The organism is Winogradskyella pacifica (assembly GCF_013403915.1).
In the GTDB taxonomy this organism is placed as follows: domain Bacteria; phylum Bacteroidota; class Bacteroidia; order Flavobacteriales; family Flavobacteriaceae; genus Winogradskyella; species Winogradskyella pacifica.
Genome location: NZ_JABFDI010000013.1, coordinates 54,321 through 74,122, shown reverse-complemented (window position 1 = coordinate 74,122; position 19,802 = coordinate 54,321). Strand labels below are relative to the sequence as shown.

At 34.0% G+C, this 19,802-nt stretch carries 17 protein-coding genes; 7 read left to right on the top strand and 10 right to left on the bottom strand.

Annotated elements, in window-relative coordinates:
- The 4 genes from HM984_RS12390 to pheT all read right to left on the bottom strand — a co-directional run bounded on the left by HM984_RS12390 (window position 1) and on the right by pheT (window position 4,403).
- Window positions 1–774, bottom strand: a complete 774-nt coding sequence (locus HM984_RS12390) for a M15 family metallopeptidase (RefSeq protein ID WP_179349376.1) — start codon at window positions 772–774, stop codon at window positions 1–3.
- Between the two features lie 119 nt (window positions 775–893).
- Window positions 894–1,262, bottom strand: coding sequence for a diacylglycerol kinase family protein (locus HM984_RS12385; protein WP_179349375.1), 369 nt, complete (start codon window positions 1,260–1,262; stop codon window positions 894–896).
- 7 nt (window positions 1,263–1,269) lie between these two features.
- Window positions 1,270–1,770, bottom strand: a complete 501-nt coding sequence (gene tpx / locus HM984_RS12380; RefSeq protein ID WP_115809597.1) for a thiol peroxidase — start codon at window positions 1,768–1,770, stop codon at window positions 1,270–1,272.
- 206 nt (window positions 1,771–1,976) lie between these two features.
- A complete protein-coding gene (gene pheT, locus HM984_RS12375; protein ID WP_179349374.1) occupies window positions 1,977–4,403 on the bottom strand; it encodes a phenylalanine--tRNA ligase subunit beta in 2,427 nt (808 codons plus the stop codon).
- A 267-nt stretch (window positions 4,404–4,670) separates the two neighbouring features.
- Here pheT and HM984_RS12370 point away from each other — a divergent pair, with 267 nt between their 5' ends.
- The 4 genes from HM984_RS12370 (at window position 4,671) to HM984_RS12355 (ending at window position 7,754) form a co-directional block, all read left to right on the top strand.
- Window positions 4,671–5,885, top strand: coding sequence for a peroxiredoxin family protein (locus HM984_RS12370; protein ID WP_179349373.1), 1,215 nt, complete (start codon window positions 4,671–4,673; stop codon window positions 5,883–5,885).
- Window positions 5,886–6,310: 425 nt separating this feature from the next.
- Window positions 6,311–6,466 carry a YqaE/Pmp3 family membrane protein gene (locus HM984_RS12365; RefSeq protein ID WP_115809603.1) on the top strand — a complete coding sequence of 52 codons (156 nt, stop codon included), beginning with the start codon at window positions 6,311–6,313 and terminating at the stop codon, window positions 6,464–6,466.
- A gap of 14 nt (window positions 6,467–6,480) precedes the next feature.
- Complete coding sequence (locus tag HM984_RS12360; RefSeq protein ID WP_179349372.1) at window positions 6,481–7,122, top strand: SDR family oxidoreductase; 642 nt, start codon at window positions 6,481–6,483, stop codon at window positions 7,120–7,122.
- A 71-nt stretch (window positions 7,123–7,193) separates the two neighbouring features.
- Complete coding sequence (locus HM984_RS12355; protein WP_115809607.1) at window positions 7,194–7,754, top strand: type 1 glutamine amidotransferase domain-containing protein; 561 nt, start codon at window positions 7,194–7,196, stop codon at window positions 7,752–7,754.
- Window positions 7,755–7,853: 99 nt separating this feature from the next.
- Here the strand turns inward: HM984_RS12355 and recG are convergent, their stop codons facing one another.
- From recG to HM984_RS12325, 6 genes are all read right to left on the bottom strand, one after another.
- On the bottom strand, window positions 7,854–9,956 hold the full coding sequence (recG, locus tag HM984_RS12350) for an ATP-dependent DNA helicase RecG (RefSeq protein WP_179349371.1): 2,103 nt from the start codon (window positions 9,954–9,956) through the stop codon (window positions 7,854–7,856).
- 181 nt (window positions 9,957–10,137) lie between these two features.
- Window positions 10,138–11,598, bottom strand: a complete 1,461-nt coding sequence (locus HM984_RS12345; protein ID WP_179349370.1) for an AMP-binding protein — start codon at window positions 11,596–11,598, stop codon at window positions 10,138–10,140.
- A gap of 11 nt (window positions 11,599–11,609) precedes the next feature.
- Entirely contained in the window at window positions 11,610–12,590 is a 981-nt protein-coding gene (gene nadE / locus HM984_RS12340) for an NAD(+) synthase (protein ID WP_179349369.1), read from the bottom strand.
- An 11-nt stretch (window positions 12,591–12,601) separates the two neighbouring features.
- Window positions 12,602–14,590: an asparagine synthase (glutamine-hydrolyzing) gene (gene asnB, locus HM984_RS12335; RefSeq protein WP_179349368.1), complete on the bottom strand. Its 1,989-nt coding sequence runs from the start codon at window positions 14,588–14,590 to the stop codon at window positions 12,602–12,604.
- Window positions 14,591–14,615: 25 nt separating this feature from the next.
- A complete protein-coding gene (locus HM984_RS12330) occupies window positions 14,616–14,864 on the bottom strand; it encodes an acyl carrier protein (RefSeq protein WP_179349367.1) in 249 nt (82 codons plus the stop codon).
- A 189-nt stretch (window positions 14,865–15,053) separates the two neighbouring features.
- Entirely contained in the window at window positions 15,054–15,656 is a 603-nt protein-coding gene (locus tag HM984_RS12325) for an acyltransferase (protein ID WP_179349366.1), read from the bottom strand.
- A gap of 337 nt (window positions 15,657–15,993) precedes the next feature.
- Between HM984_RS12325 and HM984_RS12320 the strand changes: the two genes are divergently transcribed.
- From HM984_RS12320 to HM984_RS12310, 3 genes are read left to right on the top strand one after another with little or no spacing between them, the layout of a single operon-like run.
- Window positions 15,994–17,967 carry a M1 family metallopeptidase gene (locus tag HM984_RS12320; protein ID WP_179349365.1) on the top strand — a complete coding sequence of 658 codons (1,974 nt, stop codon included), beginning with the start codon at window positions 15,994–15,996 and terminating at the stop codon, window positions 17,965–17,967.
- 5 nt (window positions 17,968–17,972) lie between these two features.
- On the top strand, window positions 17,973–18,878 hold the full coding sequence (locus HM984_RS12315) for a patatin-like phospholipase family protein (protein ID WP_115809623.1): 906 nt from the start codon (window positions 17,973–17,975) through the stop codon (window positions 18,876–18,878).
- Window positions 18,879–18,906: 28 nt separating this feature from the next.
- Window positions 18,907–19,791 (top strand): patatin-like phospholipase family protein, encoded by an 885-nt coding sequence (locus tag HM984_RS12310; protein WP_115809625.1) that lies wholly within the window; start codon window positions 18,907–18,909, stop codon window positions 19,789–19,791.
- The last annotated feature ends 11 nt before the right edge of the window (window positions 19,792–19,802 follow it).

Genomic DNA, 19,802 nt, shown 5'->3' with positions numbered 1-19,802 from the left:
TTAGTTGTAATCTTTTGCTCTTTTAGAAATCCCATTGACATAGTCTTCTATAATATGTAATTCTTTAGCTGTTTCAGAACCTTTAAAATTTGCAATATCTTCAATTGTGATATTAGAATTATAAAACTTTAAATAAGGATCTGCTAATGGTAAATAGGACCAATGCCATTTTTCGAGATTATAACCAGTTCTGCTATTGTCTTTGGTGGTGTAAACTTGGTAAAACCCAAAATGATTCGCATTTGCATTCAACCAATCATAGATAGCCTTTCCATTTCCGGTGCTAAAATACGAATTACTTAAACTATTTAGGTCTAAATCTGTTCCCCAATGGTGACGAGATGAACTTGGCATAGAACTATATTCTAAAATTTTCTGAGCACGTTTTAAAGGCTCAAGATTAGAATAGCTATTCCATTTACGTTCCCAAATCGCTTTTTGTTCATAGAAATTTCGTGTGCCTGATAAAATATGTAATACGACTCCATCTTTTTTAGCAGCCTCATACATGTCTAAAAAAGCCGTATAAACCGTTTTGTTAAGGTATAAGGTTTTTGCAGAATGCTGTGCACTAACTTTACTAAATGTAGAATCTGTTTTATAATCAAATTGTCCTAAAACCAATGCTTTTGTAATTATTATTTTAGGTGTTTCAATTGTTCTTAAAGTATCTGTTTGAGTTGTTATAAGCTCAATAGAACTGATTTTTTTATTCTTTTCATTGCAACTAAATAGCGCTAATACAATAGAAAACGTCGCAATTAATGATTTCATTTTAAAACTTAAAGGTGTTGTTGAATTTGAATAGAACAAAAATACAAATATGAAACGTTTCTAGTCTTAATTCTAGTATGGAAACGTAAATTTAAAGATGTATATTTTAATTTCTAGTATTAAATAAACTTAGGAATATAAATAATACCAGCAATGATAACGGCGACTATAGATGCAATAAAAACGGCACCTGCAGCCATATCTTTTATTAAACCTATTTTTTTGTGATAGTTAGGGTGGATAAAATCAGCAAGAGCTTCAATAGCCGTATTCATGCCTTCAAGGCTCATTACTAAACCAATCATTGTGAATTGCGCAATCCATTCAGTTTTTGAAATATTAAAATAGAAGCCAGCACTTGTTATTACTATGGCAATACATAGCTGTACTTTAATACTGGCTTCCGTTCTAATAAGTATAAGCATGCCTTTAAAAGCAAAACCGACACTTTTTATTCTATTAACTAGAAAAGATTCTTTCTTTGGCATTCGGTAATTATGCTAAACTTGCTAAAGCGCTATCATAATTAGGCTCATCTTTAATTTCAGCAACTTGCTCAGCGTGCAAAACCGTACCGTCAGTATCGATAACTACAATACAACGCGATAATAATGGTACTAAAGGTCCTGTTTTAAAAGTGATACCGTAATCTTTTCCGAAATCACCTGTTCTAAAATCCGAAAGACTTTCTACGTTATCTAAACCTTCAGCTCCACAAAAACGTGCTAAAGCAAATGGTAAATCTTTAGAGATACACAAGACTTTTGTATTGTCTAATGCACTAGCTTTTTCATTAAATGTTCTTACAGATTGTGCACACGTACCTGTATCAATACTTGGAAAAATATTTAATATGAGTCGATTGCCACTGTAATCTGCATTAGATTTAGCCGATAAGTCGGTTGCTGTAAGTGTAAAATCGGGTGCTTTTGTACCAACTGTTGGTAATTGACCTGTAGTTTCTATTGGATTTCCTCCTAATGTTATATTTGCCATGATTTATTTTTTTTGTGTGTTAAAAATACCAACTTTTATGCGCAATACCCTTAAATAAAGAATAATATTTATCTGTGTTGTTGATGACGCAATACATGCCTGTTTTATGTAGACTAAGAATACTATTGAATTAAACCGTCTTAGATATATAAAAGCCCTTAATCTATAAAGTTTAAGGGCTTTTTGTATTTGATAATTATTTCTTGTTATCGTAATTCAGCGCCAAGTTTACTTTCAAAATTAGATTGTAGTTTAGACATGATTTTGTCAATCTGTTTATCGTTTAGCGTTTTGTTTTCGTCTTGAAATATAAAACTCACCGCATAACTCTTTTTACCCTGAGGTAAATTTTTCCCTTCATAAACGTCAAATAAATTCACGTTTTTAAGTAATTGTTTTTCGGTCTGTTTGGCTATAGTGTCTATATCTTCAAAAGTAACTTTGTTGTCTAATAGCAAAGCAAAATCGCGTCGTATGGATGGGTATTTTGAAATAGGACTAAACTTAATTTTATTATGTTTTGCCATTTCAATCACATTATCCCAGTTAAAATCTGCGAATAATACATTCTGAGAAATCCCAAAATGTTTCAATACTGATTTTTTAACCAATCCGAAGTCAACTAGTTTTTTCTTTCCAATAGAAAAACTCATCCCTTCACTAAAAACATCAGACGTATTTGGAGTCGATTTTAAACGTGATAAACCTAAACGTTGTAAAATCACTTCTATGGTTCCTTTTAAATAAAAGAAATCACTTGGGTTTGCTACAGCATTCCAACGTTCTTCCGTTTTATTTCCTGTTACAAATAGCGATAAGTGTTTATGTTCTTCTCGTGCTTCGGTGTATTGATGGTAGGTTTTACCGTATTCAAATAACTTTAAATCGTTACGCTTTCTGTTAATATTATGCGCTACAGCTTCCAATCCAGAAAACAATAACGATTGTCTCATCACTTCTAAATCACTACTAAGTGGATTTAACATTTTTACGTTGTGATCCGCGTTTAAGTCGTCACTCAATTCAACATACTTAGGTGTTGTTAATGAGTTCGCCATAATTTCATAAAAGCCTTGAGATGCTAATTGATTCCCTATGATATTTTGAAGTTTATAGTCTTCAAAACGCGATGAATTTGAAATAGAAGCATTCAATTTCGTTGTCGTCGCTATATTGTTATAACCGTAAACTCTTAGGATTTCTTCAATAATATCGGCTTCACGCTGCACATCATTTCTGTATGCAGGTACGGTTAATCCTAAACCAGCTTCGGTAACATTATTCACTTTAATCTCTAAAGAGGATAAGATACTTTTTATAGTTTCTTCTGGAATAGTCTCGCCAATTAATTTTTTAGCATTGTCGAAACTCAACCGTACTTCAAAATCTTTAATTTTCTTAGGATACGTATCTACAATATCACTTGTAATTTCACCACCAGCAATTTCAAGAATTAATAAGGCAGCACGTTTTAAGGCATACTCAGTAAGATTAGGATCAATACCACGCTCAAATCTAAAAGAAGAATCCGTATTTAAACCATGACGTTTCGCCGTTTTACGAACACTCACAGGATTGAAATAAGCACTTTCTAAGAATATACGAGACGTGTGTTCTGAAACACCAGAATCTAGGCCACCAAAAACACCAGCAATACACATCGGTTTTTTAGCGTTGCAAATCATTAAGTCTTCCTCGTGTAATTCGCGCTCAACACCATCTAATGTGGTAAATTTTGTACCTGCTTTACAGGTTTTAACTTCAATTTTATTACCTGTAATTCTATCGCCATCAAAAGCGTGTAAAGGTTGTCCTAATTCGTGTAAGACATAATTAGTGATATCTACAATATTATTAATAGGAGATAAGCCAATAGATTTTAAACGGTTTTGCAACCAGGCTGGCGAGGTCTCTACTTTAATTCCTGAAATAGTAACACCACAATAACGTGGAGCTTTTTCGTAATCTTGTACGTCAACATCAACCTTATAAGCTCTAGCATCAACGTGGTAAGAACTTACAGAAGGAGTAATTAGCTCTAATGAGATTTCCTTTTGTAGTAAACCCGCTTTTAAATCGCGCGCTACACCATAATGGCTCATGGCGTCAGCTCGGTTAGGAGTTAGGCCTATTTCAAATACTTCATCGTTTTCTACCTTAAAAAGATCTGCGGCTAGTGTACCAACTTTTACATCGGCATCTAAAACCATAATACCATCGTGCGATTCTCCAAGACCTAATTCGTCTTCGGCACAGATCATGCCATGACTTTCTTCGCCTCTGATCTTACCTTTCTTAATGGTCCAAGCTTCACCTTCTGCGGTGTATAGTGTGGTGCCAATAGTTGCTACAGGTACTTTTTGTCCGGCAGCCACATTAGGCGCACCACAAACAATTTGTACAGGTGCATCGGTGCCAATGTTTACAGTTGTCACTTTTAAGCGGTCTGCATTTGGATGTTGTATGCAAGTTAAAACCTCGCCCACAACAATACCTTTTAGGCCGCCTTTTACAGATTCGTAAGTATCAATACCTTCTATTTCTAAACCCAGATCGGTAAGTAATTCGCCTGTTTTTTCAGCGTTCCAATCGGTTTTTATAAACTGTTTAAGCCAGTTGTATGAAATCTTCATTTTTTCAATTTAGTGAAGCTACAAAGATAGTAATAGTTGATTTGTAATGAAATGTGAAAGGATAAAATTTAGAATTGATTTTAATATTGTGATTTTTGAAGGATTACACACAAATATGGTGTATTATAAGCTACTGAAATATTGGTGGTTTTGTTGTTTTTGGGAATGACGTGTAGCATCTTTTAACGTATTTATTTTACTTTTTATGTTGAAAAACATTCTAGATTTCCGATTTTTAGCAAATAAATTAGAATTGAACATTATACTATGAAAAACCTTATAGGCTTTTTAGCTATTATTTTATTGTCTTCGTGTAAATCTGAAACACCAACTAAAACTTTAGAAGTCGGTTCGTATAGAGCGGTTATTGAAGCACAAGATAATGAAGAAATACCATTCATTTTTGAAGTGACATCAGCAAACGAAATAAAAATATTTAATGCAGAAGAAGTTATTGGCGTCAACGAGGTGACTTATGAAAATGATTCGGTTTATATAAAACTACCCGTATTTGAAGGTTATATCGCGGCTAAATTTGAAGATAATAATCTAAAAGGGAGTTTTATTAAAGAAAGTTTAGACCGCACTGTGCCGTTTACAGCAGACTTTAATAAAACGAAACGTTTTGAAGTAAAATCGAAGCCATCACAAAATAGTACAGGTATTTGGGAAACCGTTTTTAGTAAGGACATTGCGGATGACGAATATATTGCTAAAGGTATTTTTAAACAGCAAGGAGATAAGGTAACCGGAACTTTTAGAACAACCACAGGTGATTATCGTTTTTTAGAGGGAGTTATGGATGGAGATCAAATGAAACTGTCGACGTTTGATGGTGCTCATGCATTTTTATTTACAGCAACCGTTACAGATTCTACTATGCAAGGTTATTTCTATTCTGGCAACCATTGGAAAGAGCCTTTTGTAGCCAAACGAAACGATACTTACGAATTGCCAAGTGCTAATAATTTGACGTTTATAAAAGAAGGTTATGATGGTATTGATTTTGAATTTCCTAATACCGCTAATGAGTTAATGTCTATAAAAGATGAGCGTTTTAAGGATAAAGTTGTAATTGTGCAAATTATGGGAACATGGTGCCCAAATTGTTTAGACGAAAGCAAATATTACGCAGAATACTATAAAGAGAATAAATCTAGAGGGATTGAATTTGTTGCACTAGCATTCGAATATGCAAAAACAAAAGAAGATGCTTTTAGTCGCATAGACCGTTTGCAAGACAATGTTGGTATCGATTATCCGATACTTTTAGCGCAATACGGAACCTCTGATAAAGCCAAGGCACAAGAGAAACTACCAATGTTAAACCACGTGTTATCGTACCCAACCTCTATTTTTATTGATAAAACAGGTAAAGTGCGTAAGATTCATACAGGCTTTAACGGACCCGCAACTGGTGAAAAGTATGTTGAGTTTAAAGAAGAGTTTGAAGGATTTGTTAATGGGTTGTTGGAGGAGTAGAGTGATAGTTCTCGTGCTAAAATGTAGAATATTTGGCCCTTTTTTTTAACTCTTTTTTTTGTTCATTTAGAAGGTTTTTTATGCTTTGTATGAATCACTAGTCATAGAATCATTTAAATAATTTTGTGTTACTCGGGGATTTTAATTGGCTTTTAATATAAGTTATCGCATTCTTTCAATAACTCGTATCAAACGTCAAGCGAAATTAACATTGTCCAATGTAAAAGTCAGTCGTACAGCTTTTAAACATATCTATGCCTCATTAACACTTTAGTCTACAGCAATTCGCTTAACCCAATTCTTTCCTTTTAAGCTTTTGATGATTTAACATTTTGTTTTGTCAATATGCGCTAACATAACTATGAAACAAGTCAATGATTTTAAGGTGTTAGCTCTAATTTTGTGTGGAACCAAAAAACAAACAAATGTCTTTACTAACAATCATATTATCGATTCTCTTGCCACCATTGGCTGTATTTTTAAAACACGGTTTAGGAACCGAGTTTTTAATTAGCCTTCTACTAACCCTTGTAGGTTGGTTACCGGGAGTTATTTATGCATTCTATGTAAATAGTAAATAAAAACATAAAAAACTATGGAAAATATATTAGTAGCTGGTGCCAATGGTACCACAGGAAAACAAGTGGTTAATCTTTTAAAAGCATCGCAATACTTTAACCCGATTGCTATGGTTAGAAAAGAAGAACAGAAAAAACAATTTAAAGACGACGGAGTAGAAACCGTACTTGCAGATTTAACAGAAGACTTGACGCATGCTGTAAAAGGCATTGATAAAGTGATTTTTGCTGCGGGTTCTGGCGGAAAAAATGTCGTAGAAGTTGACCAAGAGGGAGCTAAACGTTTAATGGCTGTTTCTAAGATGGCGAATGTTAACCGATTTGTGATGTTGAGTTCTATGGGGGCAGATCAACCAGAAGCTTCAGAAGAATTGCAAGAGTATCTAAAAGCCAAGCAAAACGCTGACGAACATCTTAAAAACAGTGGACTTAAATATACAATTGTAAGGCCTGGATCTTTAACTAATAATGAAGGAAAAGGAACGATAGAATTAAAAGAAAAATTAAATAAACGTGGTGAAATTAGTAGAGCAGACGTGGCGCAAACCCTCGTGAAATCTTTAAATGATGATGCTCCGTATAATACCACATTCGAAATCATAGAAGGTAACACTTTCATTGGTGAAGCCATGAGTGAATTACAATCGACTGTTAGTTAGGTTTTACCTATGTACATTGAATTTCAATAATACAGACGAAAAATTTAACACGAATTAAAATTAAGATTAACATGGAAAATTTAAATAAAAAAACAGTAGCTATTTTAGCAACAAACGGATTTGAAGAAAGTGAATTAAGAGAACCCAAAAAGGCTTTAGAAGATGCAGGCGCAGAAGTGCATATTGTATCCTTAGAGTCTGGTGAAATTAAAGGATGGGCAGATGGAAATTGGAGCAACTCATATAAAGTAGATAAAACGTTGGATGACGTGAATCAGAAGGATTACAATGCTTTAGTACTACCTGGAGGACAAATCAATCCAGACGTATTACGTAAGAATAAGGCTGCGGTATCCTTTGTAAAATCATTTTTTGAAAACCATAAACCAGTTGCTGCCATATGTCATGCACCATGGTTATTAGCAGAAGCAGGTGTTTTAAAAGGACGAAAAATCACATCATACGATTCTATAAAAACGGATATGATTAATGCCGGAGCTAATTGGGTCGATGAAGAAGTTGTGGTGGATTCTGGATTAGTAACTAGTAGATCGCCTGAGGATTTACCAGCGTTCAATAAAAAATTAGTAGAAGAGGTTTACGAAGGTAAACACGAAGAGCAGGTGGCTTAATACAAAACATTTTGCTTTGATTAAGAAAGGGAAAAGAGACGTTATAAGCTTCTCTTTTTTTTGTTTCAAATTGAACTGTTAAAATGACTATTCAGAGGTTTATGAAATATAATTCCAAATGTTGCGATACTTACTCATTTGTTTATAAGTATGGAGTATGACACTGTGTTCTGGAGACACTAAGCTAGGATCTAATTTCAGAATGTTTTTAGCATAATAACGCGACTGTTCTAAAATGTCCTTGTCTTTTACAATATCGGCAATTCTAAGGTTTAAAACACCACTTTGTTGGGTACCCATAAGATCGCCTGGTCCACGTAATTTTAGATCAACTTCAGCAATTTCAAAGCCATCACTACTGCGTACCATAGTTTCGAGTCTAGTTTTACTATCTTGACTTAGTTTGTGGCTTGTCATTAGGATACAATAACTCTGCTCAGCACCACGACCAACACGTCCGCGCAATTGGTGTAATTGCGATAATCCAAAGCGTTCTGCGCTTTCAATAATCATTACCGAAGCATTAGGGACGTTTACACCAACTTCGATAACGGTTGTAGCTACCATAATTTGAGTTTCACCTTTAACAAAGCGTTGCATTTCAAAATCTTTATCGGCAGGTTTCATTTTTCCATGAACAATTGAAATCTGATAATCTGGCATTGGGAATTCTCTAGAGACACTTTCGTACCCATCCATTAAATCCTTATAATCCATTTTTTCGCTTTCTTGAATTAAAGGATAGACGATATAAATTTGTCTGCCTAAAGCGATTTCATCTTTCATAAATTTGAAAACTTTCAATCGGTTATTATCAAATCTATGAACCGTTTTTATCGGTTTTCGTCCTGCTGGTAATTCATCAATCACGGAGATATCTAAGTCGCCATAAACAGACATGGCTAAGGTTCTCGGAATGGGAGTAGCGGTCATCACCAAGACGTTTGGGGGGAGTTCATTTTTATGCCATAATTTACTCCGTTGCGCCACTCCAAAACGGTGCTGTTCGTCTATAATAGCAAGCCCTAAATTCTTGAATTTAACCTTGTCTTCAAGTAGTGCATGTGTGCCAATTAGGATCTGTAAATTACCATTTTCTAAATTTTCGTGAATTATTTTTCGTTCTGAAGTTTTGGTTGAACCAGTTAATAGTGAAACACTGATGTTGAGTGGTTTGCACAATTCACTTATTCCTTGGTAGTGTTGAGCTGACAAAATAGCAGTCGGAGCCATTAGGCAACATTGAAAACCGTTATCAAGCCCCATTAGCATTGACATAAACGCGACTATGGTTTTTCCTGAGCCTACATCTCCTTGTAAAAGTCGATTCATCTGTGCATTACTACCTAAATCGAGTCTGATTTCTTTTAAAACGCGCTTCTGTGCATTGGTTAATTCGAAGGGTAAATGGTCTTTATAAAACGTATTAAAATGGTCTCCGACTTTATCAAAAGAGAAGCCTTTTATTTTCGATTTATGAATGAGGTTTTTAATAATTAATTGCAGCTGAATGTAAAATAATTCTTCAAATTTTAATCGAAATTGGGCCCTTGCTAACAGCTCTGGAGTCTTCGGAAAATGAATATTAAAAAGCGCTTCAGATTTGGAAATTAATTTTAATTCAGCCATAACTGAATCAGGCAACGTTTCTACAAACCGACCTTTGGTTTCCAAAAATAATTGCTGCATTATATTGGTTACAACTTTATTTGTAACACCCTTATTTGATAATTTTTCGGTTGAAGGATAAATGGCTTGCATGGCTGAACGCAAATTACTTTCGTGCTCCGATTGCAATTCTATTTCGGGATGTGGCATATTGAATTTACCACTAAACCAATTGGTTTTTCCGAAGATGACGTAGTTTTGTTTTACTTTTAAGCTCTCTCTAATCCATTTTTGACCTCTGAACCAAACGAGTTCCATCATGCCTGTGTCGTCCCTAAAGTCTGCGACTAAACGTTTGCCCCGCTTTTGGGCGACTTCTCTAAAACCTGTGATTTGTCCAACGATTTGAACTTCTGCATTATTACGCTGTAATTCATTGATTTTGTAATATCTGGTACGATCTATATAGCGATTAGGAAATAAATTTAATAGATCTTGATAAGTTTGAATACCCAATTCCGAGCGCAACAAATCTGCACGGTTTGGGCCAACGCCTTTAAGGTAATCGATTGGAGTTTGTAAATTCACACTCATAGTTGCGAATTTACCAAATTCCTGCGAACGTAGGAATCTCATTTGATGAAGAATTCAACTTTATTTTGATCGGTAAATTTTAGGTTTGTCATTTCTGCGAAGGCCGGAATCTATTTTACTCCTTGTAATACGCAATAGGATGGTGTTTTCGCTTTAGAAAATCACTCTGACTAACGTATTGTTATTTAATGCTTTTCTTTCCTGTGGCGCTCAATGGTATCGTTTTTTCAAAAACAATCCGTTGCGGGATTTTATAAGTGGACAGATGTTTAGAGCACTCTTTAAGAATTTTTTCTTTCATGTTGTCTTGGTCAATTACATGGCTAAGAACGATGGTGGCTTGTATAGCCTCACCTAAAAGGTCGTCATCAAAACCAGTAATCATACAGTCTTCGACTTCTGGGATTACTAGTATAACGTCTTCAATTTCCTTTGTACTGACGCGTTTACCACCAACTTTTATGATTTCTTTCTTTCTTGCCACTAAGTAGATGAATCCATCCTTGTCTATTTTGGCTAAGTCACCTGTGTGCAGCCATCCACCTATAATGGCCAGGTCAGTGCCTTCTTTGTCTTTAAAGTAGCCTAACATGATGTTTTCTCCACGTGCTAACAGCTCTCCTTCTTCATCTGTGGTTGCGGTTTCGCCTTTGTCGTTAACTATTTTTAATTCGACATTAGGAATGGCTTTTCCGATGGAGCTTGTTTTGGTCTGGATAAATTCAGGAGGTAAATAAGATAAGCGTGCTGTGGCTTCGGTTTGGCCATACATCACATAGAATTCTTTAGTTGGAAAGGCTTCTGTGAACTCGTCGATAAAAACAGTATGCAATTTACCACCTGCTTGTGTTACGTACCTTAAGCTAGGGAACGCTTCGGTTTTAAACGTTTGCGATTTTTTTAATAAGATTTGAAAATGACTTGGAACACCAGCAAATCCGGTACAGTTATAATTTTTTAAATCGTTGATAACTGAACCAAGAAAAATAAAACTATTATTTAGGACTACGGAGCCTCCAACTTTGAGGTGTGTATGTAATAACGATAAGCCATAGCAGTAAAAGAACGGTAATACGACACACATAATGTCATTTGAAGTCAATTTTAAATACGTAATGATAGCATCTGTATTTGCGATAATATTTTGATGACTAATCATTACTCCTTTTGGTTCTCCTGTAGAGCCAGACGTAAAAATGATTTCTGCTACACGATTACTGTCGAAATTTGAATTCATTTCAAGAATATTCTGATGCTCTCTAATTTCTAAAGATTCATCTTCATCAATTAAATGGATATTTGAGTTGAATTCTAATTTGCGTTTTAACGATTTTGAAATAAAAACGATGGCACTTTCTGTTGTGTTTAAAATGTAATCTAAATTGCCTTGTTCTATGCTAAAATTTAAGGGCACACATATATTACCCGATTTTAAAATCCCTAAGTATGCTGTTATGAAGAAAGTGGAATTTGGACTAATTAATGTAATATGTTGATTCTCGCCAACAGTTTCTTTTAAATAGGATGCTATCTTTAAACTATCACTATGAAGTTTATGAAATGAAACGGTTTCCTTTGAGTTGAGCAAAAAGTCTTTTTCGAGATGTTTAGAGCTATCAAATAAGTGATCAAAAACATTCATATTTAGGGGTTTTAAAATATTGGACGCATTCTTAAATATTCCGTAGTCTTTCTTTTGCGTTCAAAGTTTTTGTAAATGTTTTCAATATATTGAGGAGTTCTTCCCATAACTTTAGCAACTTCATTTGCTGGATATTCATTTTCCCAACCATACCAAATGAGATCCATTTGCTCAAAAGGCATTTGGTAAAAGAAATCTTCTTGTGTTTGTTCAGCCGTGTAAGTATCTGTGGTTGGTGTGCGATCAATAATCTCTTGTGGTACTCCTAAATAACGCGCTAATTGGTAAACTTGAGTTTTGTATAAATGACCAATAGGCATCACGTCTGCACCACCATCTCCATGTTTTACGAAAAATCCTTGTTCTACTTCATGTTTGTTTGGTGTACCTATTACGGCATAATGTAATCTTTCGGCATGATAATAAAGCATGCTCATTCTGCTACGTTGTTTAAAATTGGTAGAAGCCACAATTTGAAGGTATTCTTTTACGGGCAACAACTTGCTAATCACTTCGCCATTTGGTTTTATAACCGTTACAGAAAAAGCAGGAGGCAAGTTTGATGCTGCATCTTGCTTAATTTCAATTTTAGCTTTGTCAATAGTAGGATCAAAATTAGTGATGACTCTTCCGATGGCGTCATCTCGTCTTTGGTAGCATCCAAAACCATCTAAGGCTTTGGTAATATCTTCAACTATGGTATCTGTAATTTCAAATTTAGCGGCTAGTTTTTCGGCGAGCATTCGGCTGTCATCACTAGAATCTTGCTCTGGGAGCATAATTGCAGTAACTTTATTCGGGCCAAAAGCTTTAGCAGATAATGCCATGCAGACTGAAGAGTCAATTCCACCGCTGATACCAATAACGGCACCTCTTCGCTGTAATGTTTTAGCAATATCAGTTTTTAATTTTGAAATGATCTCATTACAAACGATATCGATGTTTTCAATATGTAAAATATCTTTTGAAAAAGGTTTGCGCGTTGTAGTCATAGTTAATTCGTTTAGATGACGGATTCGTCTAGTATTGTTTTATTCAATATCACAAGATCGCTTTCTTGTAATTTTGGTATGCTCTTGTTGATGAATAAATCGTATAATATTTGAGTGGATAAAACAGCTGTAATTGCCATATTGTCAATTTCTGATACTTGTTTATTTAGTATCATCTTCTTTTTAAGTTTACTAATGTATGCTGCGTTGAAAACACCAAACTCTGTAATTTTTTCCTCCGAGAGCATCGCATCTAAATAAGGAGGCATTTCTTCTGAAAAAAAAGCGCTTTGAATAGGTGCTCGATAGGCTTGCTTCGATCGGTTTAAAATAGATTCTGGTAATCTGTCTTTCATTAGTTTCTTTAGTAAATACTTTTCGTTTAAGCCATTTAGTTTTAAATCCGGATTCAATTGCATGCAAAATTCAATAACTCTGTGATCTAGAAATGGATAACGACCTTCAACTGAATTTGCCATAGCCATTCTATCTCCTTGAGAAGATAATAGATATTTTGACATAAAGAAATGTAATTCAATCCATTGTGCCTTGGTCAAATAGTCAAGGTCTTTAAATTTAGCGTCTAACTGCTTTTCAATTTTAGCAATTGGATTATAATTATGAACCGCTTCTTTATAATCTTTTGAAAGATAATTATTGATTCGAGAAGTGTTATGCCACCGTAGTAAATGTGAATAAATTGGCGATGCTGTTTCGTTTAATTTAAAGCCAAAAAACAACTTCAATACGGTGTTGTTTGCTTTGCTTATTTGTGGAATATAAGGATATAGTTTTTTGAGTAATAAAGGTCGGTATTTAGATTGTGGGTCCTTAGCCCAAAAATGCTTAATCTTAGTTTCTTTAAATATATTGTAGCCGCCAAAAAGTTCATCAGCACCTTCGCCTGTTATGACCACTTTAATATTATGATCTTGAACACTTTTTGCGAGCATACTCATAGGCGTAGGAGCTGTGCGCAATAAAGGAGCTTCAGAGTGCCAGACTACATCTTTAAAGTTTTCTGAAATATCTTTTGAGCTACAAATGATACTCGAATGCTCTGTTTTAAAATAGTCTTGAGCTATATTTTGAAAAGATGATTCGTCAAAATCCTTTTCTGTAAAACCAATGGAAAACGTCCTGAGGCTATCTGGTGTGATCTTTTTTATAAATGACGTGGTAATGCTAGAGTCTAAGCCTCCGCTTAAATATGCGGCTACTTTTACGTCTGCTCTAAGTCTTAATTTTACAGCATCTGTAAAAATAAATTCAAAAGCTTCAGAAGCTTCTTTTAGTGTATTGTATTTATAGTCTTTTGGTTTGGATATTGGTAATTCCCAATAGGTTTTTATGGTTTTAGAATTCGCGTTAATCGTCATGTAGCTTCCTGGAGGTAATTCAAAAACACCCTCAAAAGCTGTGTTAGCCGATAGGGTTGTCCAAAACGTGAAATATTCGGATAATGCTTTGGCTGAAATTTTTGGATTAAATTCTGGAAACTCTAAAAATGATTTTATCTCCGAAGCAAAAACAAAAGCGTCGCCAACTGTTGTGTAAAATAAAGGTCTAATACCAACGCGGTCTCTGGCTAAAAATAATTCTTGTTTATTTTTATCCCAAATAGCAATAGCAAACTGACCATTTAATTTGTTTAGAAATTCTGGACCGTATTCTTCATAGAGATGAACAATAACTTCCGTATCGCTATGGGTTTTAAAGCTGTGATTTTTGGCGAGTAGTTCTTCTTTTAATTCAATATGGTTAAATATCTCACCATTAAATACAATCCATAATGAACCATCAGCGTTGGATAGTGGCATTGTGCCTGTGGTTAAATCGACAATGTTGAGTCGCACACTGCCAAGGCTAGTAGCTTTAGAAATATAAATACCGCTTTCATCAGGGCCTCTATGCTTAATTCTAGTCAGCATTTGCCGAAGCGTATGAACTTTATCTTCTGTGGATAAATTAAAATTATAAAAGCCAGCTATGCCGCACATATTTTAAAGACTAAAAAGTTTGAAATTACATTTTACTCTCAATGAAGGCGATAATACTATTAATAGATTGGAAATTTTCTACAACGAGTTCTTCATCGCTAGTTGTTAAGTTGAATTCTTCCTGTAGAAATTCAATTAAAAACAATAAACCCATGGAGTCCAGGATGCCTTCTTCAAATATAAGAGTGGCATCTTTTATCTTTTCTACATCATCAAAAGTAGATTCAATAATATAATTTTTTATTTTGGTTTTTGTATCAGTTTCTGTCTGCATTATAAGATTATTATTAACTAAGATGGAGTGTTAAAAGTGTTTTAAAGTTTTCAATTAAATCATTCAATATATTAAAGCGTAAACTTATTAATTTTCTTACAAAATAAAGTTGAAATATTTCTAAAAGTTATTCTAAATTATTGTTCATAAGTTAGTTGACTTGGGCTTTTGAAATATTTCAAATAAAAATTAGTCACTCTTTCGTTTTAATTCTTCAAGAAATTCTTCCTTTTTATGTAATAGATTTTTAGATCGTTCTGTGAGTTTTCTTAATGGATTTCCTGCATATAACGTCCATGAGTTTAAATTTGAACCAATCAGAGATAAAGCGCCAACAGAGGCGCCTTCTCCAATTAAAACATTTGGAAGTATAGTACATCCTGCACCAATTATGGCGTGTTCACCCAGCGAGACTCTTCCTTTCTTCATGGTTTTATATGAATCTGGTATTGTGGGATTAGTTAAAGAATTACCTGAATAATCATCCGTTTTGCTGTATATTTTTACTCCTTGAGATAGACCGCAAAAATCATTAAGTTCAATACCGTCTGATGCTAGTAAGTGGCAATATGAAGCAATGTGAACATAAGAGCCTATGTTTAAATAGCCATTTCCAGGCACTATCAGAGAGCAAAATGAATCTATAATAACATTATTGCCGATAGCGATATTTTGAATGCCAAAAATTAAACAATTTTTAGCGATTTTAACATTGGTTCCAAGGGATTTAAAACCAAGTGATTTTAGATCATTATTGTCGTAATAACCAATTTCAAAGAGATTTGGGGTCATTGGGAATAATTTAATTAAAAAGCTGAGCTATAAATGTATAAATAAAATTGAATAGGGTAAAGATACATATAAAATTAACCAATAACATGATATTTGTCAGTCACTAAGTAGTGCGTTTTTGTTCCGGTTAAAATTAATTTCATTGTGAAATCGGAATTATAAATTGAGCACAAAAACATTGGAGTCTCATTTCTGTCATTTCGACGGGTTGGGCTAAAATCGTTTTAGTAACACAGGAATCTAATTTAATCATTACAATATAACTTTTAGAATTGAGTTTTTGTGATATAAGCGCTGAATTCCGTATTTTGCTATTATTCTTGTCTAGTTATATTTTATGAAGAAATTTTTTGTTACGATTTGTGTTTTTATTTCCGGTTTGTCATTTGCTCAGCAAACTGAATATGTAGATTTCAAAAGAGCGAACGGAATGCTTAATATCGTTTTAGATTCTTCAATGGTCAAAGGAAAGGTTTGGTATAATCTCGATATGACTAAATCAGCAGATTCTATATTTTTGGATGCTGTAAATATGACATTCAAAAATGTAGAGATAAGCGTAGGGGATTCTAGTACTCAAAAATTAGACTATTCCAATGTAGATAATAAGATTTATTTCAAATATCCGTTTCAGAAAAATCAAGCTTATACCATCTATTTTGATTATTCAGCAAAGCCTAAACAAGCGTTGTATTTTTTAAAACGAGAGAATGCCCCTCAAGTATGGACTCAAGGTCAAGGAAAGTATACCAGCCATTGGTTTCCTAGTTTAGATGATGTTAACGATAAAATCATCTTCAATTTAAGTACCGTTAAGCAATCTGAATATCGTTTCATCGCAAATGGTTTAAATACAATTAATAGTCCGTTGCAAGATGGTTTGGTAAAGGTTTCTTACCAAATGCAAAAACCGATGTCTAGCTATTTACTAGCTATGGTTTATGGTAAATACAACAAAAAAACTAAAACGTCTAAAAGCGGTATTCCTTTAGAGTATTACTATTACCCAGAAGATTCCCTCAAGGTGGAGCCAACCTATCGCTATTCTGAACAGATGTTTAATTTCTTAGAAGAAGAAATAGGTTTTGCTTATCCTTGGCAAAACTACAAGCAAGTTCCTGTTCACGATTTTCTATATGCAGGTATGGAGAATACAAGCCTTACTATTTTCTCAGATGCTTTTGTGGTTGATGAAATTGGGTTTAATGACAAGAACTACGTTAATATTAATGCGCACGAGTTAGCGCATCAATGGTTTGGTGATTTGGTGACTGCTAAATCTGGCGAGCATCATTGGTTACAGGAGGGTTTTGCAACGTATTATGCGCTTTTGGCAGAACGCGATATTTTTGGGGATAATTATTTCTACTATAAATTACTAAAGTCCGTTTTAGAGCTAAGCAGACAAGATCTTTCAGGAAACGGGACATCACTCTTAGATCCTAAATCGAGTAGCTTAACATTCTACCAACGCGGAGCTTGGGTTTTGCATGCTTTAAAAGATAAGGTAGGAGATGTCGTTTTTAAGAAAGCTGTTAAAAATTATCTAGAAAAGCATCAATTCGGAAATGTTGAAACCGCTGATTTTATTTCTCAAGTTGAAAAGCAATACGGTCAATCCTTATCTCATTTTGTTAATTATTGGATTAAAAATAAAGCCTTTCCTTATGAAGAAGCCTACGATATTTTGAAACGTCAATCTACGTTTATCAATGAATATGCCATGGTAGATTGCGAAGCAAAAACGTCTAAATGTGAAGAATATCTTAAGTATTATGTTTCAGACGAAGCAAAAGTGAAGGTTATTTCGCAAGTACCAGAATTGGTGACGCCAGAGGTGTTTAATAATAGTTTTAAAGTCCGACAAGCCATATCTAAACATGTGACCAAAATTCCTGAAAGTATAAAATCAGATTATGAGTCTTTGCTCAATGATAAATCGTACATTACGGTAGAAAATGCTTTGTATAATCTATGGGTTAATTTCCCATTAGAACGTTCTAAATACCTTTCTAAAACGAGAAAAACAATTGGTTTCAGTGATAAGAATGTTCGAATGTTATGGATTGTTTTAAATTTGAATACACCTTATTATGATGCCGACAACAAACAGGTGTTATTTGATGAGTTAAAGGGATATACTGCTGAAAAATATAATACAGATGTAAGAATTAAAGCTTTTAATTATCTAAATTTAATGAAGTCTTGTTCAGAAGAATGTCTATCTAATTTAGAAAAAGCAAAATCACATCACAACTGGCGAATGGTTAAGTTTGCTAAAGAATTGTCTGAAAAACTACAACAAAAATAAAATTAATGCGAGCATTAGTGATATCTGGAGGTGGAAGCAAAGGTGCATTTGCAGGTGGTGTGGCGCAGTATTTAATTGAGAATAAAAAACATAAATACGATTTGTTTATTGGGACGTCAACAGGAAGTCTTTTAGTATCTCATTTAGGATTAAACCGCGTCGATAAAATAAAACAAGTTTACACTAGTGTAAATAATGATGCAATATTTGATAGTTGTCCTTTTATTATTAAAAAGAAAAATGGTATTGAAACTATAGGGATTAATCATTTTACAGTACTTCTAAATTTGTTAAAAGGGTATAAAACATTTGGGACAAGTCTTAACTTAAAGCAACTCATTAAAAGAACATTAACCAAAGCGGAGTTTATTGCACTTAAAGAAAGTCATGTAGATATTGTAGTTACGGTTTCTAACTTATCACTTAATCAAGTTGAATATAAGTCTATTATGGATTTTAATTACGATGAGTTCTGCGAATGGATTTGGATATCCTGTAATTATACGCCATTTATGTCTCTAGCTAAGAAAAATGGCTGTGAATATGCAGATGGAGGGTTGGGATCTATGGTTCCTATAGAAGAAGCTATAAAACGAGGAGCAACAACAATAGATGCCATTATTTTACAAACGGAAATAAGTCAACTCAATAGAATGCCTTCGATTAATGCGTTTTCCTTACTGACTAACATGTTTGCGTTTATGTTAGATAGAATAGAGAGCCAAAATATTAAAATCGGTAAGTTTGTAGCGTCAAATCAAAACGCCATCATTAATTTTTATTATACTCCAACAGTTTTAACAACCAATTCATTAGTTTTTGATAAAGTTAAAATGACTAAATGGTGGGAAAGTGGCCTTAATTACGCCAAGTATAAAAACGAGGAAGTAAGTCCTTTAGAAACAGAATAAATCAACAATAACAAACATATATAATTAAATGCGAGCTTTAGTAATATCTGGTGGAGGAAGTAAAGGTGCATTTGCAGGCGGAGTGGCGCAGTACTTAATGGAGCGCGAAAAACATAATTACGATTTGTTTTTGGGCACATCAACAGGAAGCCTATTAATACCGCATTTAGCGGTCAACGAGATCGGCAAGTTGTACGATATTTTTACCAACGTACAGCAGCACGATATTTTTAGTATAAGTCCTTTTGTACAACATAAAAAAGGAGATAGAGAATATGTGTCTATTGATTTTATAAATTCATTATGGCAGTTTATTAGACGTAAACGAACTTTTGGGGAAAGTAAAGCCTTAAGACGTCATATTAGAAAAAATGTGACCTATGAGGAATACTTAAAAATCAGAAAAGATAAGCACGATGTAGTAGTAACGGTTTCTAATTTATCTATGAATCGTGTGGAATATAAATCTATTCAAGAATGTTCATACGAGGAATTTTGTAATTGGATATGGATTTCATGTAATTATATTCCGTTTATGTCCTTGGCAAAAGTAGACGGTTACGAATATGCAGATGGTGGATTAGGCTCTGTAATACCAATTAGAGAAGCGATTCAGCGTGGGGCTACAGAAGTTGATGCCATTGTTTTAGAAGCCGAAACTTTAGGGAAACAAAAAGTATTGGGAAAAAACCCGTTTTCATTAATGATTAGTTTGTTTGGACATCTACTAGATCAGGTAGAACGAAATGATATCATCATCGGAAAGTTAGCTGCACGAAATAAAAATGTAAAACTCAATTTATATTACACGCCTACAAGTCTAACTGAGAATTCACTTATTTTTAGTAAACGATTAATGGAGAAATGGTGGAGAGAAGGCTATGAGTATGCCGAAAAACGTCATGATAAATAAATGTTTTTATT

What these genes read in the sequence shown, in the direction of transcription:
- HM984_RS12360 (WP_179349372.1), top strand. Translation starts at nt 6,481, where the DNA reads ATGGAAAATATATTAGTAGCTGGTGCCAATGGTACCACAGGAAAACAA.
- recG (WP_179349371.1), bottom strand. Translation starts at nt 9,956, where the DNA reads ATGAGTGTGAATTTACAAACTCCAATCGATTACCTTAAAGGCGTTGGC.
- HM984_RS12320 (WP_179349365.1), top strand. Translation starts at nt 15,994, where the DNA reads ATGAAGAAATTTTTTGTTACGATTTGTGTTTTTATTTCCGGTTTGTCA.
- nadE (WP_179349369.1), bottom strand. Translation starts at nt 12,590, where the DNA reads ATGACTACAACGCGCAAACCTTTTTCAAAAGATATTTTACATATTGAA.
- HM984_RS12345 (WP_179349370.1), bottom strand. Translation starts at nt 11,598, where the DNA reads ATGAATGTTTTTGATCACTTATTTGATAGCTCTAAACATCTCGAAAAA.
- HM984_RS12355 (WP_115809607.1), top strand. Translation starts at nt 7,194, where the DNA reads ATGGAAAATTTAAATAAAAAAACAGTAGCTATTTTAGCAACAAACGGA.
- asnB (WP_179349368.1), bottom strand. Translation starts at nt 14,590, where the DNA reads ATGTGCGGCATAGCTGGCTTTTATAATTTTAATTTATCCACAGAAGAT.
- HM984_RS12385 (WP_179349375.1), bottom strand. Translation starts at nt 1,262, where the DNA reads ATGCCAAAGAAAGAATCTTTTCTAGTTAATAGAATAAAAAGTGTCGGT.
- HM984_RS12370 (WP_179349373.1), top strand. Translation starts at nt 4,671, where the DNA reads ATGAAAAACCTTATAGGCTTTTTAGCTATTATTTTATTGTCTTCGTGT.
- HM984_RS12315 (WP_115809623.1), top strand. Translation starts at nt 17,973, where the DNA reads ATGCGAGCATTAGTGATATCTGGAGGTGGAAGCAAAGGTGCATTTGCA.
- HM984_RS12365 (WP_115809603.1), top strand. Translation starts at nt 6,311, where the DNA reads ATGTCTTTACTAACAATCATATTATCGATTCTCTTGCCACCATTGGCT.
- tpx (WP_115809597.1), bottom strand. Translation starts at nt 1,770, where the DNA reads ATGGCAAATATAACATTAGGAGGAAATCCAATAGAAACTACAGGTCAA.
- HM984_RS12390 (WP_179349376.1), bottom strand. Translation starts at nt 774, where the DNA reads ATGAAATCATTAATTGCGACGTTTTCTATTGTATTAGCGCTATTTAGT.
- HM984_RS12325 (WP_179349366.1), bottom strand. Translation starts at nt 15,656, where the DNA reads ATGACCCCAAATCTCTTTGAAATTGGTTATTACGACAATAATGATCTA.
- pheT (WP_179349374.1), bottom strand. Translation starts at nt 4,403, where the DNA reads ATGAAGATTTCATACAACTGGCTTAAACAGTTTATAAAAACCGATTGG.
- HM984_RS12330 (WP_179349367.1), bottom strand. Translation starts at nt 14,864, where the DNA reads ATGCAGACAGAAACTGATACAAAAACCAAAATAAAAAATTATATTATT.
- HM984_RS12310 (WP_115809625.1), top strand. Translation starts at nt 18,907, where the DNA reads ATGCGAGCTTTAGTAATATCTGGTGGAGGAAGTAAAGGTGCATTTGCA.